At 65.8% G+C, this 15,289-nt stretch carries 14 protein-coding genes and 1 tRNA gene; 10 read left to right on the forward strand and 5 right to left on the reverse strand.

Going from position 1 to position 15,289, the window contains the following annotated elements; genetic code table 11:
- Positions 1 to 98: 98 nt before the first annotated feature.
- The gene (gene hmgA, locus FBY20_RS15270) at positions 99 to 1,397 is read right to left on the reverse strand and encodes a homogentisate 1,2-dioxygenase (protein ID WP_056325347.1); all 1,299 of its coding nucleotides are present in this window, start codon (positions 1,395 to 1,397) and stop codon (positions 99 to 101) included.
- Between the two features lie 166 nt (positions 1,398 to 1,563).
- Between hmgA and FBY20_RS15275 the strand changes: the two genes are divergently transcribed.
- Positions 1,564 to 2,472, forward strand: a complete 909-nt coding sequence (locus tag FBY20_RS15275; RefSeq protein WP_142053187.1) for a LysR family transcriptional regulator — start codon at positions 1,564 to 1,566, stop codon at positions 2,470 to 2,472.
- 41 nt (positions 2,473 to 2,513) lie between these two features.
- Here the strand turns inward: FBY20_RS15275 and FBY20_RS15280 are convergent, their stop codons facing one another.
- The 4 genes from FBY20_RS15280 to mutM all read right to left on the reverse strand — a co-directional run bounded on the left by FBY20_RS15280 (position 2,514) and on the right by mutM (position 6,433).
- Positions 2,514 to 2,714, reverse strand: a complete 201-nt coding sequence (locus FBY20_RS15280; protein WP_056325352.1) for a DUF2783 domain-containing protein — start codon at positions 2,712 to 2,714, stop codon at positions 2,514 to 2,516.
- Between the two features lie 17 nt (positions 2,715 to 2,731).
- The gene (locus FBY20_RS15285) at positions 2,732 to 4,411 is read right to left on the reverse strand and encodes an FAD-dependent oxidoreductase (RefSeq protein ID WP_142053189.1); all 1,680 of its coding nucleotides are present in this window, start codon (positions 4,409 to 4,411) and stop codon (positions 2,732 to 2,734) included.
- A gap of 100 nt (positions 4,412 to 4,511) precedes the next feature.
- Positions 4,512 to 5,465 (reverse strand): MBL fold metallo-hydrolase, encoded by a 954-nt coding sequence (locus tag FBY20_RS15290; protein ID WP_056325358.1) that lies wholly within the window; start codon positions 5,463 to 5,465, stop codon positions 4,512 to 4,514.
- A 140-nt stretch (positions 5,466 to 5,605) separates the two neighbouring features.
- Positions 5,606 to 6,433: a bifunctional DNA-formamidopyrimidine glycosylase/DNA-(apurinic or apyrimidinic site) lyase gene (gene mutM, locus FBY20_RS15295; protein WP_142053192.1), complete on the reverse strand. Its 828-nt coding sequence runs from the start codon at positions 6,431 to 6,433 to the stop codon at positions 5,606 to 5,608.
- Here mutM and FBY20_RS15300 point away from each other — a divergent pair.
- The 9 genes from FBY20_RS15300 to FBY20_RS15340 all read left to right on the forward strand — a co-directional run bounded on the left by FBY20_RS15300 (position 6,432) and on the right by FBY20_RS15340 (position 15,250).
- Positions 6,432 to 8,318, forward strand: a complete 1,887-nt coding sequence (locus tag FBY20_RS15300) for a lipopolysaccharide assembly protein LapB (RefSeq protein WP_142053194.1) — start codon at positions 6,432 to 6,434, stop codon at positions 8,316 to 8,318. The genes mutM and FBY20_RS15300 overlap by 2 nt on opposite strands.
- Entirely contained in the window at positions 8,315 to 8,917 is a 603-nt protein-coding gene (lolB, locus tag FBY20_RS15305) for a lipoprotein insertase outer membrane protein LolB (RefSeq protein WP_128828958.1), read from the forward strand. Before FBY20_RS15300 ends, lolB begins: the two co-directional genes overlap by 4 nt.
- Positions 8,918 to 9,150: 233 nt before the next feature.
- A complete protein-coding gene (locus FBY20_RS15310) occupies positions 9,151 to 10,749 on the forward strand; it encodes a methyl-accepting chemotaxis protein (RefSeq protein ID WP_142053196.1) in 1,599 nt (532 codons plus the stop codon).
- A 129-nt stretch (positions 10,750 to 10,878) separates the two neighbouring features.
- The gene (ispE, locus tag FBY20_RS15315; RefSeq protein WP_056325971.1) at positions 10,879 to 11,820 is read left to right on the forward strand and encodes a 4-(cytidine 5'-diphospho)-2-C-methyl-D-erythritol kinase; all 942 of its coding nucleotides are present in this window, start codon (positions 10,879 to 10,881) and stop codon (positions 11,818 to 11,820) included.
- Position 11,821: 1 nt separating this feature from the next.
- Positions 11,822 to 11,898 (forward strand) — tRNA-Gln (locus FBY20_RS15320).
- 174 nt (positions 11,899 to 12,072) lie between these two features.
- Complete coding sequence (locus FBY20_RS15325; protein ID WP_056325372.1) at positions 12,073 to 13,023, forward strand: ribose-phosphate pyrophosphokinase; 951 nt, start codon at positions 12,073 to 12,075, stop codon at positions 13,021 to 13,023.
- Between the two features lie 149 nt (positions 13,024 to 13,172).
- Positions 13,173 to 13,784 (forward strand): 50S ribosomal protein L25/general stress protein Ctc, encoded by a 612-nt coding sequence (locus tag FBY20_RS15330; protein ID WP_056325375.1) that lies wholly within the window; start codon positions 13,173 to 13,175, stop codon positions 13,782 to 13,784.
- Between the two features lie 99 nt (positions 13,785 to 13,883).
- Positions 13,884 to 14,480 (forward strand): aminoacyl-tRNA hydrolase, encoded by a 597-nt coding sequence (gene pth, locus FBY20_RS15335; RefSeq protein WP_142053198.1) that lies wholly within the window; start codon positions 13,884 to 13,886, stop codon positions 14,478 to 14,480.
- The gene (locus tag FBY20_RS15340) at positions 14,480 to 15,250 is read left to right on the forward strand and encodes a type II CAAX prenyl endopeptidase Rce1 family protein (protein ID WP_142053200.1); all 771 of its coding nucleotides are present in this window, start codon (positions 14,480 to 14,482) and stop codon (positions 15,248 to 15,250) included. Before pth ends, FBY20_RS15340 begins: the two co-directional genes overlap by 1 nt.
- Positions 15,251 to 15,289 lie beyond the last annotated feature (39 nt).

Here is a 15,289-nt window from a genome sequence, read left to right on the forward strand (position 1 = left end):
CGGGCGCACGGGCCTGCCGCGCGCCGGATGCATGAAACGCCAAACGGCGATGCGCTCTTCGCGCATCGCCGCCGGCAATGAAGGCTGACGCGGGCGCGTCACGCCTTCTTGGGATCGAAGTGCTTTGCGATGCCCTGCCAGCACCGGTAGTAATCGCCCTGCAATTCTACCGACGCCAGCGCCTGCTCCGTCGGGCGGATCACGCGGCGGGTCTCGAACATGAACGCCATCGTGTCGCGGATGTAATGCGCCTTGCTGGTGTCCGCATGCGAGGCCTTCTCGAAGGTCTCGGCATCGGGGCCGTGGCCGCTCATGCAGTTGTGCAGGCTGGCGCCGCCCGGCGCGAAGCCATCGGCCTTGGCGTCGTACACGCCCTGGATCAGGCCCATGAATTCGCTGGCGATGTTGCGGTGGAACCAGGGCGGACGGAACGTGTTCTCCATGGCCAGGATGCGCGGCGGGAAGATCGCGAAGTCCATGTTGGCCGTGCCCGGGGTGTCCGACGGCGCCGTGAGCACCGTGAAGATCGACGGATCCGGATGGTCGAAGCTGATCGAACCGACGGTGTTGAAGTTGCGCAGGTCGTATTTGTAGGGGGCGTGCGTGCCATGCCAAGCCACCACGTTCAGCGGCGAGTGATCGATCGAGGCGCGCCAGAAGCCGCCCGTGAACTTGGCGATCAGTTCAAAGTCGCCGTCCACGTCTTCGTACCAGGCCACGGGCGTCTTGAAGTCGCGCGCGTTGGCCAGGCAGTTCGAGCCGATCGGGCCCAGTTCCGGCAGACGCAGCGCCGCGCCAAAGTTCTCGAGCATGTAGCCGCGCGCGGTGCCGTCCAGCAGCTCCACGCGGAACCGCACGCCGCGCGGAATGACGGCAATCTCCAGCGGTTCCAGGTCGATTAGCCCCAACTCTGTGGCCAGGCGCAGCCGGCCCTGTTGCGGCACCAGCAGCAGTTCGCCGTCGGCGTTGTAGAAATAACGGCCCTGCATCGAGCGGTTGGCCGCGTACAGATGGATGCCCACGCCGCCCTGTTCGTCGGGGCCGCCATTGCCGCCCCACGTCTTCACGCCTTCAAGGAAATCCGTGGGCGCGTCCGGAATCGGCATCGGGCTCCAGCGCAGCTGGTTCGGCGTGACCGGGCCGTGGCCAAACGTGCTCAACCAGCCGGTGGCGCCGTCGAAGGCTTCAAAGGGCTTGTGCTGCGCGCCCGGGCGGATCCGGTACAGCCACGAGCGGCGGTTCTCGGCGCGGGGCGCTGTGAAGGCCGTGCCGGAAAGCTGCTCGGCGTACAGGCCGTAGGGACATTGCTGCGGCGAATTGCGGCCGATGGGCAGGGCGCCGGGCAAGGCCTCGGTGGCGCAATCGTTGCCGAAGCCGGTCTGGTATTGCAGTTCCATGGAATCCTCCTGGGGCGGCGGGCGCGGTGCTTGGCCGCGCGGCTTGGTGTGGTGGCCGGCGCGGGCGTTGCCCGAGCCGATGTGCCATTGTCGGAAAAAATCCCTGTTGCGGCTACGGGAATGCAAAAATAGCGACTATAAATTTTGTGAATAGTAGGGGGCCCCGATGGCCGAGCTGCGCGACGTCGACCTAAACCTGTTGCTGCTGTTTCAACATCTGCTCGAAGACCGCAACCTGTCGGCGGTGGCGCGGCGCATGGATCTGTCGCAGCCGGCGGTCAGCAATGCCCTGCGGCGCCTGCGCACGGCGTTCGGCGACGAACTCTTTGTGCGCACGGCGCAGGGCATGCTGCCCACGCCGCAGGCCCAGCGGCTGGCCGGACCCGTCAGCGAAGCGCTGGGCCTGCTGTCGCAGGCGTTGCAGGACCAGGACGTGTTCGATGCGGCCACCAGCAACCGGCGCTTTCGCGTGGCCATGACGGACGTCGGCGAAATCCACTTCATGCCGCGCCTCATGGAAGTCTGTGTCCAGAAGGCGCCGCAGGTCCGGATCGACTCCGTGCGCGTGCTGGGCCCCGACCTGCCGCGCGAGATGGAGTCGGGCCGGGTGGACTTGGCGATCGGGGCGTTCGATGAAATGGGGGCGGGCACGTTGCAGCGGATGCTGTTTCGCCAGGGCTACGCCACGCTCTTTCGCCAGGCGCATCCCACCGCGCATGCGGGCATGGGGATCAAGGCGTTTCGCGCGGAACGTCACCTCATCGTGTCGCGCGCGGCGCCCTATGGGCAGGTCAACCAGTCGATGGAGCGGGCGGGGGTGGACCTGGCCGAGCATTTCAGCGTGCCGCATTTTTCCGCGGTGCCCTACATCGTCAGCGCCACCGACCTCTTGGCGACCGTGCCGGAAAAGCTGGCGGCCAGCGCCGCCGCGCCGTTTGGCTTGCGCTTCATGACGCCGCCGCTCAAGGTGCCGGCGCTGCAGACCAACCTGTACTGGCAGCGCCGGGTGGACCGCGACGGCGGCAATCAGTGGCTGCGCGCCCTGATCGTCAATACCTTCGCGGTCGGTTCCTAGCGGCCCGCGTGGCGCCGCGCCGTGATGGCGGGGTCGGCGGCTCAGGCCGTTTGCGTCACGGAAGCGCGTGCGTGATGCAAGGCTTCCTTCAGCAGCGCCAGATCGCCCAGGTGGTTCGCCAGGAGCAGGATCAGCGCCGCATTGAGCTCCTGGCTCTGCTCGTTGGACAGGTCGCGGTGGGCGTCGATCAGCGCTTCGTAGAAGTCGTCCGGCGCGGCGAGGTTGGTGTCGGTGATAAGCATGGGGATAACCTCTGAAATCACGCGCGGCCGGTCGCACGATGAACGGCGGCGGCGACGGCGTCGGGATCGAAGGCGCGCCAGCGCGCGGCGACGTGCTGATCGGGGCGGATCAGGTAGGCGGTGCCCGCCTGCGCGTCGTAGCGCTTGGCCAGGCAGCCTTCGCTGTCCCGCACCACCGCCACCTCGGCGGGCAGCGCGGTCACGTCGCACTGCGCATCGGCCACCAGCACGGCCTTGACGGGCACCGGCGCCATGCGCAGCGCCTGCAAAGCGGCCAGCGTCTCGCGGGCGGGCAGCGCGGCGCCGCAGAACACCGCCAGCACAAACTCGCCATCCAGCTGCGACAACCACCAGCCCGGTTCACCCTGCATTTGCACCGGCGCATCCAGCGCCACCGCGCCCGGCACCATGCGGCCGGTGAAGGCGCCGGTATCCGGCGTGTTCAGCGGCGATCCGGCGTAGGTGGCCGGCAGCGACAGGCGGCCGCTGTTCACCAGCGATCGCGCGAACGGATGGTCCTTGGCCAGATTCAGCACCGCATTGCGGAAGCTGCGGCTGATCTCGCTCTTGGGCGTGATGAAGTCGGTGGCGCGCGACGAGTTCAGGATGTTTTCGTCGGCGGCGAACTCGCGTTCGGCGCTGTAGCTGTCGATCAGCGTATCGGGCGCAAGCCCCGCCAGCACCAGCTTGAGCTTCCAGGCCAGGTTCTCGGCATCCTGCACGCCGCTGTTGGCGCCGCGCGCGCCGAACGGCGACACGCGATGCGCGGCGTCGCCCGCGAAGACGATGCGGCCGTGGCGGAACTTGTCCATGCGTTCGCACGCAAAGGTGTAGACGCTGACCCATTCCAGGTCGAACTGCGCGTCCGGCCCGAGCAGCGCCCGGATGCGGGGCAGCACGTTCTCCGGCTTGACGGCTTCGACGGGGTCCGCATTCCAGCCCAGCTGAAAGTCGATGCGCCAGACATTGTCGGGCTGCCGGTGCAGCAGCACGGATTGGTTGGGGTGAAAGGGCGGGTCGAACCAGAACCAGCGCTCGGACGGGAAGTCCGCCGTCATCTTGACGTCGGCAATAAGGAACCGGTCGCGGAAGATGCGGCCGTGGCTTTCCTGGCCGATGAGCTTGCGCACGGGCGAGCGCGCGCCGTCGCAGGCGATCAGCCAATCGGCATGCAGCGAGTACGGGCCTTCCGGCGTTTCCACTGTCAGCGTCACGCCATCGTCGCCTTGCATGACGCCGGCGACCTTGTTCTTCCAGCGCAGCTCGATGTTGGGCTGCCGGCGGGCCGCTTCGTACAGATAGCCTTCGGCGTAGTACTGCTGCAGGTTGATGAACGCCGGACGCCGGTGGCCGGGCTCGGGCAGCAGGTCAAAACGCCACACTTCCTGCTCGCGGAAAAACACCTTGCCCACGTTCCACGACACGCCCTTGTCGATCATGCGCTGGCCCACGCCCAGGCGGTCCCAGATTTCCAGCGTGCGCTTGGAAAAGCAGATGGCGCGCGATCCGGTGGACAGCCGGTAGTCGTCGTCCAGCACCACCACGTGCACGCCTTGACGCGCCAGGTCCAGCGCCGTCGTCAGGCCGACGGGGCCGGCGCCCACCACCACGACCTGATGGCGCGCGAGGCTGGCCGCCGTCTGGTCCGCGTGCTTTTCATAGGCGAACTCCATCGCCTGAAAGTCGATGTCTCCCACGGTTGTCTCCTGTGTGGGTCATTTTCTAGTTATGCGGACACGCTGCGCCGCAAGGGGTCGCGCGTGTCCGGTTCTTGCTTGTCGAGGCAGGGTGGGGGGATCAGCCTTCCAGCTGCGCCCACATTTCCAGGTCGCGCTTGTCGGTCCAGATGCGCGGGTGCGTGTAGCCCGTGGCTTCGTCGTAGGCGCGCGACACGTCGAACGGCATGCAGTGGTCGAAGATCACCCAGTCGCTGTAGCGCGGCTTCATGAAGTCGTAGACCTCGCGGTAGATCGTCTTCAGGTCCTTGCCTTCGGCCACGCCGCGGTTCACGGCGCCGTACAGGTCCGTCAGGAAGGCGCGCGTGCCGGCCAGGCCCTGGCGCACTTCGGTGGCGTTCTTGAGGGCGGGGCCGCGGCCCGGCACCATCTTTTCGGCTTCAAAGCCCGCCAGCGCGTCCAGCGTGGTGGGCCAATCGCGGAAGTAGGCGTCGCCGCAGTAGGGCGTGGACTGGTATTCGACCAGGTCGCCGGCGAACAGGATCTTCTGTTCGGGCAGCCAGGCAATGGTGTCGCCCTTGGTGTGGCCGCGGCCGACCTGCAGCAGCTTGACTTCCAGGTTGCCCAGGTTGACCGTCATCTCGCCCTTGAACGTCATGGTCGGCCAGACCAGGCCCGGCGGAATCGACTCGGCGTTGCGGAACAGGCGCGGGAAACGGCCGATCTCGCTGGCCTTGTCCTGCTCGCCGCGTTCGGCGATCAGGTCGTAGGTGTCGCGGCTGGCCAGGATTTCCTGGGCGTTGTAGGCCGAGGCACCAAACACGCGCACGGCGTGATAGTGCGACAGCAGGATGTACTTGATGGGCTTGTCCGTCACTTCGCGGATGCGGCGGATCACGTCTTCGGCCATCACCGGCGTGGCTTGGGTGTCGATCACCATGACGGCCTCGTCGCCGATGATCACGCCCGTGTTGGGGTCGCCTTCGGCCGTGTAGGCATAGGCGTTGTCGGACAGCTTTTCGAACGAGACGACCTTGTCGTCCATGTCCGCGTGCGAGGCAAATTGCTTGCTCATGGAGGCTCCTTCCACTTTTCTAGGAATAGGGTGTGTGGAAGGAAATATAGTCCTGCGTTAGTTTTCGTGCAATACGTTTGCTATAAACGAATTCCCGAGTTGTAACGGCGATTTCGCCAGGCGCGTCGTCACGCCGCCCATCAGTTCCGTTGGCATTTTGGGCAGTAGTAGGTGGCGCGCTGCCCCTGGACAAAGCGGCGGATCGGCGTGCCGCAGACCCGGCAGGGCAGCCCTTCGCGCTCGTACACGGCCGCGTGGATCTCGAAGTAGGCGCCCGGTTCGCCGCTGGCGCCCACGTAGTCGCGCAGGGTGCTGCCGCCGGAGGTGAGGGCGTCGGCCAGCGTGGCCCGCACCATGTCGGCCAGGCGCTCGCAACGGGCCAGCGACAGCTTGTTGGCCGGGGTCTTCGGGTTGATGCGCGCGCGAAAGAGGCTTTCCGACGCGTAGATGTTGCCCACCCCCACGACCGCGATGCCGGCCAGCAGCACCTGCTTGACCGCGGCACCGTGGTTCTTGAAGTGCCGGTGCAGCCAGGCGCCGTCAAAGCGCGGGTCGAAGGGTTCGATGCCCAGCTTGGCCAGCAGCGGGTGGGCTTCGAGGGGGCCGTCGGCATCGTCGTGCCACAGCACGGCGCCGAATCGGCGCGGGTCGTGCAGGCGCAGGACCGCGCCGTCGAAGATCCATTCGACATGGTCGTGCTTGCGCAGGAATTCGCCGGGCGCCACGCTGCGCAGGGAGCCCGACATGCCCAGATGCACGATCTGGGTGCCGTGTTCGAAGCGCAGGAGCAGATACTTGCCGCGCCGCGCGCATGCCAGCACGGTGCGTCCGCCGATCAGGGACGGCAGCTCCGGCGGGATGGGCCAACGCATGCGGGGTTCGTGAACGACCAGTCGCGATAGCGTCCGGCCGGTGATGATGGCGTCGATTCCTCGGCGCGTGGTTTCGACTTCAGGCAGTTCCGGCATGAGCCAGTGTAAGATCATCAATTGCGTGTACGAAGATTGTGCCATCAACCGGACGGGCCGCGTGAAGTCGTCTTTTAAACAAATGAATATCGGGATCGCCGCGTTGGGGCTTGCGCTGGCAGCAATCATGGCCCCGCCGGCCCAGGCCGCCGACGGCCGGACGCGTGACGCGACGGGTCCACGGATGGCTCCCCAGAACCGCCAGCCTGAAACCGAAGTCATCCGCCTGCGCCCAGGTCAATTGCCTTATGTGTCGCTGACCGGCGATATCTTCTACCGCGTACTGGCTTCCGAGATCGCCGCCCAGCGGGGCATGTACGGCACCGCCGCCACCACCATGGTCGGTCTGGCCCGCGACACCGGCGATCCCCGACTTGCCCGCCGCGGCCTCGAGTTCCAGCTTGCCGGGGGCAATCTGCCGGGGGCGCTGGATGCCGCCCGCGTCTGGGCCCGTCTGGCTCCCAACGACATCGAAGCCAGCTCCACCGAACTGGCGCTGGCCGCCGCCAATGGCCAGACCAAGGGCCTGGCCCAAGCGCTGCGCAAACGCATCGATTCCTCGCGCGACAAGCCGGCCGCCATCGGCCAGGCGCTTGCCGTGCTCAGCCGCCTGAACGACCGCCGCCTTGCACTGCGCATCCTGGACGAATCCCTGAGCGACAGCGTGCGCAAGCTGCCCGCCGCGCACCTCGCGCTGGCCGACGTGGCTTCCGCCGCCGGCGACTACGAGCGCGCCGCCCAGGAATCTCGCGCCGCACTGGCCGCCGAGCCCAAATCCGAAGGCGCCGCCCAGCGCGTGCTGGAGTACGGCTCCAAGGTCGATCCCAAGCGCGCGCAGACCGAGGCCCGCGCCTTCATCAACCGCAATCCCGGCGCGCGCAAGGTCCGTCTGATGCTGGCCGGCCAACTGGCCGACAGCGGCGACTACGACGCCGCCCTGGCCGAGCTTCAGGCCATGTCGCGGCGCTCGCCCGAGGATTTCGACCTGCTCTTCATGCAGGCCCAACTGGCCTACAAGTCCGGACAACTCGCGCAGGCCAAGACCCTGCTGCAGCAGTATCTGGACGTCCAGAACCAGCGCCAGCGGGCCACGGTGCCCGGCGCCACTGACGCCGGGGCGGCTGCCGCCGATGCGCACGTGCTGCTCGCGCGCATCGCCGAAGACCAGGGCCGCTACGACGAAGCCATCGCCGAACTCGGCCGTATCGACGACCCCACGCTGCGCTATTCCGTGCGCATGCGCCAGGCCGCGCTGCGCGCCAAGAGCGGCCGCGTGGACGACGCGCTGGCCATGATCGACTCGGCCGGCCCGCAGGACGAAGAAGAACGCGCTCTGGGCTCGCTGACCAAGGCGCAGATCCTGCGCGATGCCGACCGCATCGGTCAGGCGGTCGCTGCCCTGGAAGCCGCGGACCAGGCGCTGCCGGACACGGTCGAGATCAAATACGAACTGGCGATGCTGTACGAACGCCAGAACCGTCTGGCCGACCTGGAGCGCATGCTGCGCCAGGTCATCGCCCTGGATCCGGACCATGCCCACGCGTACAACGCGCTGGGCTACACGCTGGCCGACCACAACCAACGCCTGCCCGAAGCCCTCGATCTCATCACGCAGGCGCTGGAGCTCTCGCCCAACGATCCGTTCATCCTCGATAGCATGGGCTGGGTCAAGTTCCGCATGGGCGACACCATTGCGGCGGCGGACTACCTGCGCCGTGCTTACAGTGTGCGTCCCGAAGCCGACATCGCGGCCCATCTGGCCGAGGTGCTTTGGGCGCAGGGCAAGCGCGATCAGGCCACGGACCTGCTGCGCGCCGCCTTGCAGAAGGATCCCAAGAACAAGACGGTCCAGGACGTCGTGAAGCGCCTGGGGGTCAATCTGTGACGGCAGTCTTTGCAGGATTTCGCGGCGCGGCGTCCGGCCTGCGCTGGGTGGCGCTGGCGCTGCTTGCCTTCACGCTTGCTGCCTGCACGTCCTTGCCCAAGCCCATCGAAGGGGCCAGCGACGACGCGTTCTCGCGCATTGGCCGCTTTGCCATCACCGTCAACGAAGAAGGCGGCAAGCAGAATGCCGTGCAGGGCGGCTTCTCGTGGTCCGACGATGGGCGCCGCTATGTGCTGGACCTGACCAACCCGCTGGGGTCGACCGAAGCCCGCGTGGAAGGCCGCCCCGGCGCCGCCAGCCTCACCAAGGCCGACGGCACGCGCCTGGTCGCCGACAACCCCGATGCGCTCGCAGAGGACGCCCTGGGCAGCAGCATGCCCGTGTCGGGCTTGCGCGACTGGCTGCGCGGCAAGCTGGCGGCAGATCCGCAGGCCTCTGACGTCAAGCGTGACGAATTGGGCCGCCCCATCGCCTTCGAGCAGGGCGGCTGGCGCGCCAACCTCTCCCGCTACGATGAAAAAGGGCCCCAGCTTCTCGTGCTGGAGCGTCTGGAGCCGGGCCGCCGGATCCTCGTCCGGCTGGTCGTCAATCAATCGTGATCCCGTGCGGCTTTACGGCCGCACGGCGCATCCAGCGCCATCGAATGCGGGTTAACCCTTATCACACCGCCGGATTTCCAATCAAGCGAATAAGCGCCGCAAAATGGGGCGTGTTACCGCTTGAAATATATTGCCTTGGCTGAATAATTCTCCCTGCCTTAGCGCGAGGTACTTACGCGCAGCAGCAATCGGGGTCGACGCGAGTCTGCCGCCCACCCTTTTGGAGAATGGCCATGTTCAGGAACACCCGCATCGCGACGGTGCTATTGGGAATCATCGCGATCTTTTTCACCTTCCAGCTGGTGATCGGCGCAATGGGCTTTGCCGCCCTGCGCCAGACCAACCAGGATGTCGCGCAGCTCTATCGCCTGTCGCAGCAGCAGGTCAACGCGGTGAACGCCGCTTCGCTGTCGCTGGTCGCGGCGCGTACCGACCTCAGCCGCTACGCCACCCGCGTCGCGCAAGGCAACACCGACGACAAGACCTCGCTCGTCGCGGCGCGCCAGCGCATCGTGTCGGCCGACCGCGCCTTCCAGGGCTTTTCAAGCGGCCTGACCGCCGAGGAAAAAGCGGAATCGGCCGCCATCATCGACGCCTACACCAAGCTCAGCACCAACCTGCAGAACGTGGGCCGCGTCCTTGAAGCGGGCGACATGGAGGCCTACTTCAAGCAAGGCACGCAGTCGGTGCAAGAGCGCCTGGTGAGCGAGCGCGATGCGTTCATCCAGCGCGCCGAGGCCACCGGCCAGGCGGTCATGGACGAAATCTCCATGTTCAACTCGCTCTTCACCGGGCTGCTCGCCGGTATTCTGGCGCTGGGCCTGCTGGTGGCCGTGGGCGCCCACGTGCTGATCCGCCGCATGATCGTGCGTCCGCTGGTCGAGGCCGGCGAGGTCTTTCGCCGCATCGCCGAAGGCGACCTGACGCGCCGCGTCGCCGACTTCGGCAAGAACGAAATCGGCGCGCTGCTCAGCGCGCTCAAGGGCATGCAGGACAGCCTGGTGCGCACCGTGTCGGCCGTGCGCCGCGGCGTCGACGAAATCAATGTCGGCGCGTGCGAGATCTCCTCGGGCAACACCGATCTTTCCAGCCGCACCGAAGAGCAGGCCGCCTCCCTCGAGGAAACCGCGGCCAGCATGGAAGAGCTGGCCACCACCGTGAAGCAGAACGCCGACACCGCGCGTGAAGCCAACCGAATGGTCGCCGCCTCCGAGGCCGTCGCGCAGCGCGGCGGGCAAGCTGTCTCCAGCGTGGTCGAAACGATGCGCGCCATTTCGGGCAGCTCGTCGCGCATCGCCGACATCGTGGGCGTGATCGATGGCATCGCATTCCAGACCAACATCCTGGCGCTGAACGCGGCGGTGGAAGCCGCACGCGCGGGCGAGCAGGGCAAGGGCTTTGCTGTCGTCGCCAGCGAAGTGCGCACGCTGGCGCAACGCAGCGCCGCGGCCGCCAAGGAAATCAAGCAGCTCATCGAGGACTCCGCGCAGAAGGTCGGGGTGGGATCGGAGCAGGTTGAAAACGCAGGCGCCACGATGCGCGAGATTGTCGAGTCCGTGCAGCGCGTGACCAGCTTGATGGCCGAGATCTCGGCCGCTTCCGAAGAGCAGGCCACCGGCATCGACCAGGTCAACCGCGCCGTGTCGCAGATGGATAGCGTGACGCAGCAGAACGCCGCGCTCGTCGAAGAGGCGGCCGCCGCGGCCGGTGCGCTGGAAGAGCAGGCTCGCCAGCTGGCAGGCGCCGTGTCGGTCTTCAAGCTGCCCGACGGTCAGGTCATCGACGCGCCCGCTGCCAGGCTGGGCGCCAGCATGACGCCGCAACTCGCGTAACGTCACCTCGCAGTTCCGCCATCAGCGCGTGTCCGCACGCGTTCGGCGCACGGGCCGGCCCGCCAATTTTCCTGGCGCGCCGGCCTGTCTGGCTAGAATGGCGGAATCCTTTCGCACCGGTTGTTTTTCGTGACTCTCTACGACGTTCCCGCTCCCGCCAAGCTGAATCTCTTTCTGCACGTCGTGGGCCGCCGCGCCGACGGCTATCACCTGCTGCAGACCGTGTTCCGCTTCATCGATCTGTGCGACACGCTGCACTTCGAGGTGCGAGCCGATGGTGTCATCAGCCGCGCCACCGACCTGCCGGGCGTCCCGGAAGATGAGGACCTCACCGTGCGCGCCGCGCGCGCGCTGCAAAAGGCTACAGGCACGCGCCAGGGCGCGCAGATCAGCCTTGAAAAACGCATCCCGCAAGGCGGCGGCCTGGGCGGCGGCTCCAGCGATGCGGCATCAGTCCTGATCGCATTGAACAGGTTGTGGAACACGGGGCTGACGCGCCGCGAGCTCATGGCGCTGGCGCTGCCGCTAGGCGCGGACGTGCCCGTCTTCGTCTTCGGCCAGTCGGCATTCGCGCAGGGAATTGGCGAAGATCTCACGGCCGTGACGCTGCCCGAGCGCGCCTATCTGGTGGCGCAACCGGATGCCAGCGTGCCGACTGTTGGCATTTTTTCCGCACCCGATTTGACAAGGGATTCTTCTTACATCACAATAGCGGACTTTCTTGCTTCGCAAACATTTTTGCCTAGCGGATCTGGCGGTGAATTTGCCAAAGGATGCGCGCTTTACGGAAGAAATGATTTGGAGCCGGTGGTCTACCGTCTTTATCCTGAAGTACTTGGGGCATCGCGGTGGCTTGCTGAGCGGGGTTTCCCTGTTCGCATGTCGGGATCAGGCGCATGTTTATTCGCCGAATTTTCCGACACATCGCAGGCCGTTTTGGCAGAACAAGAAATAACCGCTATAATGCGCGGCGCTGATAAAACATTCAGCCAAACGCATCCACGGTTTCGGTTAGTGCAGGCATGTACTGGATTAGCTGAACATCCGTTGCGGAATTGGATTGCAAGATAGTTGGGGAGTCGCCAAGCTGGTTAAGGCACCGGATTTTGATTCCGGCATGCGAAGGTTCGAATCCTTCCTCCCCAGCCAACCGAATACATAAAAAAGCTGTTGAACACGCCTGTAAGACACTGGCCCGGGTTCAGCAGCTTTTTTATTTTCCGGATTCGCTGGTGCAAGTTGATTGTGCTGCACTAGGTCTCACCCGCAGGTACCACCCCGCATCACTCGTTAGTGTCTCAAACGACCATCGCATCATCCATCATGGCAAACGATAGCTTCATGATTTTCACGGGCACCGCCAACACTCGGCTGGCCGTGGACGTAGTCAACCACCTCGATATGTCCCTGGGAAAGATGACCGTCGGTCGTTTTTCGGACGGCGAGGTGATGGTCGAGATCAACGAGAACGTGCGCGGCAAGGACGTCTTCGTCCTGCAGCCCACCTGTGCGCCCACCAACGACAACCTGATGGAAATCATGGTGATGGTCGATGCCCTGCGCCGCGCGTCGGCCGGCCGCATCACCGCTGCGATTCCCTACTTCGGCTATGCCCGCCAGGACCGCCGCCCGCGTTCGGCGCGTGTGGCCATCTCGGCCAAGGTCGTGGCCAACATGCTGCAGGTCGCTGGCGTTGACCGCGTCCTGACCATGGACCTGCACGCCGACCAGATCCAGGGTTTCTTCGACATTCCCGTGGACAACATCTACGCCGGTCCGATCCTGCTGGGCGACATCTGGCGCCGCAATTTCTCGAACCTGGTCGTGGTGTCTCCGGACATCGGCGGCGTGGTTCGCGCCCGCGCGCTGGCCAAGCAGCTCGAAGCCGATCTGGCCATCATCGACAAGCGCCGTCCGCGCGCCAACGTGTCGGAAGTGATGAACATCATCGGTGAAGTCGACGGCCGCACCTGCATCATCATGGACGACATGGTCGACACCGCCGGCACGCTGTGCAAGGCGGCCCAGGCCCTGAAAGACCGCGGCGCCGGCGCCGTTTACGCCTATTGCACGCACCCCGTGCTGTCGGGCGGCGCCATCGACCGCATCGAAGCGTCGGAACTCGACGAACTCGTCGTCACCGACACCATTCCGCTCTCCGAGCAAGGCCAAGCCAGCAGCAAGATCCGCCAGCTGTCGTGCGCCGCGCTGCTGGGCGAGACCATCCTGCGTATTTCCAACGCCGAATCGGTCAGCTCGCTGTTTGTCGATTGACGCGTTCGCGTCGATCGGATCACAGCCCGAATTTCCAGTTATTTGCGCCTTGCTGGTCGCGGCAAGGTGCAAACAAGCACGGCGCGCCCTTTGCGCGCCGTGATTTCAACCGGTGAAGTCTCTTCACCTTTATTGTTTCGGAGTTATCCATGAAATTTACTGCCACTGCGCGTAGCGTCCAGGGTTCGAGTGCGAGCCGCCGCCTGCGCCGCGCGGGCCGCGTTCCCGCCATTGTTTATGGTGGTACGGCTGCCCCCCTGAACATCGAACTCGACCACAACGAGATCTACCACGCGCTGCGCAAGGAAGAATTCCACGCATCGATCCTGCAAATGCAGCTCGAAGGCGCCAAGGATGAGCAAGTTCTGCTGCGTTCGGTTCAATGGCACGCCTACAAGCCGCAAGTCCTGCACGTGGACTTCCAGCGCGTCGACGCCAACCAAGCCCTGCGCACCAAGGTGCCGCTGCACTTCGTGAACGCAGAAATCTCGCCGGCCGTGAAGCTGAGCGGTGCGATCATCAGCCACGTGACGACCGAACTGGAAATCACCTGCCTGCCGTCGGCGCTGCCCCAGTTCATCGAAGTCAACCTGGCTGACGTGCTGGCCGGCGGTTCGATCCACCTGGCCGACATCAAGCTGCCCATGGGCGTGACCTACGTCCCCCACGGCGGTGAAGACAACCCCCTGCTGGCCGCCGCTGTCACCAAGGGTGGCGCTGCCGCTGCCGACGAAGCCGAAGAAGCTGCTCCGGCCGCCTAAGTCCTGCGGGAAAGCCCTTGCGGCTTTCCCGCGGCTTACGCCCGAAACCCTGCGTGTGCATTTGCATGCGCAGGGTTTTTTGGTTTAAACACCCCCATCATGTCTACTCCCATACGCCTCATCGTGGGACTGGGTAATCCAGGTCCCGACTACGAAACCACCCGGCACAACGCCGGCTTCTGGCTGGCCGACCATCTGGCGGACGATCTGCGCACTTCTTTTGCGCTCGAGAAGTCTTTTTTCGGCATGGTGGCCAAATCACGCCAGGGCGCGGACAACATCCTGCTGCTCAAGCCCAACACCTACATGAACCGTTCCGGCCAGGCGGTCGGCGCGCTGGCGCGCTTTTACAAGCTGACGCCGGAAGAAGTGCTGGTGCTGCACGACGAACTGGACCTCATGCCCGGACAGGTCAAGCTCAAGCAGGGCGGCGGCCACGCCGGCCACAACGGCCTGAAGGACATCCAGGCCGCGCTGGGCAGCCCCAACTTCTGGCGCCTTCGCATCGGCATCGGCCATCCGCGCACGCTGGGCCTGGCCCAACAGGTTGCCGACTTCGTGCTGCACCCCCCGCGCCGCGAGGAACAAAAGGAAATCGAAGCCGTCATCGACCGCTGCCGCGCCGTCGTGCCCGCCATGCTGGCAGGCGACTTCGCGTTGGCCACGCGCCAGCTGCATAGCGGCAACGAGTCCTGATGAGCCTAGGCCAGCCCACCCGGAAGCTGCGCTTTCGCAGCGAGATCGCCGACTTCTGGCGCTTCATCCGCCATCCGCATCCGGTGTCGCGGCTGCCGCGTCGCGCCTGCGGCAGCGGCCTTGCCGCCGACTGGTGGCCGGGCATCGGGCCGGGGCGCCTTCTGGCCTGGGCCGCCGTGCTGTGGGCGATCAACCTCTTCGCGCTGGGGCCCGTGGCCGTGGCCGCCGCCGGGCTGGGCGGCGTGACGCATCGCCTCGATCCGCACAACATTCCCTGGTTGACCGCGGTGCTGTGGGCGCCGCTGGTCGAGGAAATGCTGTTCCGCTACGGACTGCGCCGGCCGCGCCAGGCCTTGTGGCTCATCCCCGCGCTGGTGCCGGTCGTGCTGTGGGGCCCCAAGCTCTGGACGGGGCTGCTGCTGGCCGCGTTCATTTTGCTGGCGGTGTGGGGGCTGCGCGCACGTCCTGAGCCGCTCAAAGGCTGGGACACCAACTGGCGCAGGTATTACCTGCAGCACTTCGGCGTCGTGTTCCATCTGGTCGCGCTGACGTTTGCCGCGGTGCATCTGACCAATTTTGTCTACAACAAGACGCCATATTGGCTGCTGCCGCTGCTGGTGCTGCCGCAATGGTTGACCGGCCTCGTGCTGGGCTGGATGCGCGTGCGCCGCGGCATCGGAGCCGCGATCCTGCTGCATTCCGTGTTCAACGCCGGCCCCATCCTGATGATCTGGCTGGTGATGCGCTACGCGCCGGCCGCGGCCGGTTAAGGCTTCAGGCCGGGGCGCGCGGTCTGAAGGCAAGGGCGC

This window comes from Achromobacter sp. SLBN-14, assembly GCF_006715415.1.
GTDB lineage: Bacteria > Pseudomonadota > Gammaproteobacteria > Burkholderiales > Burkholderiaceae_B > Achromobacter > Achromobacter mucicolens.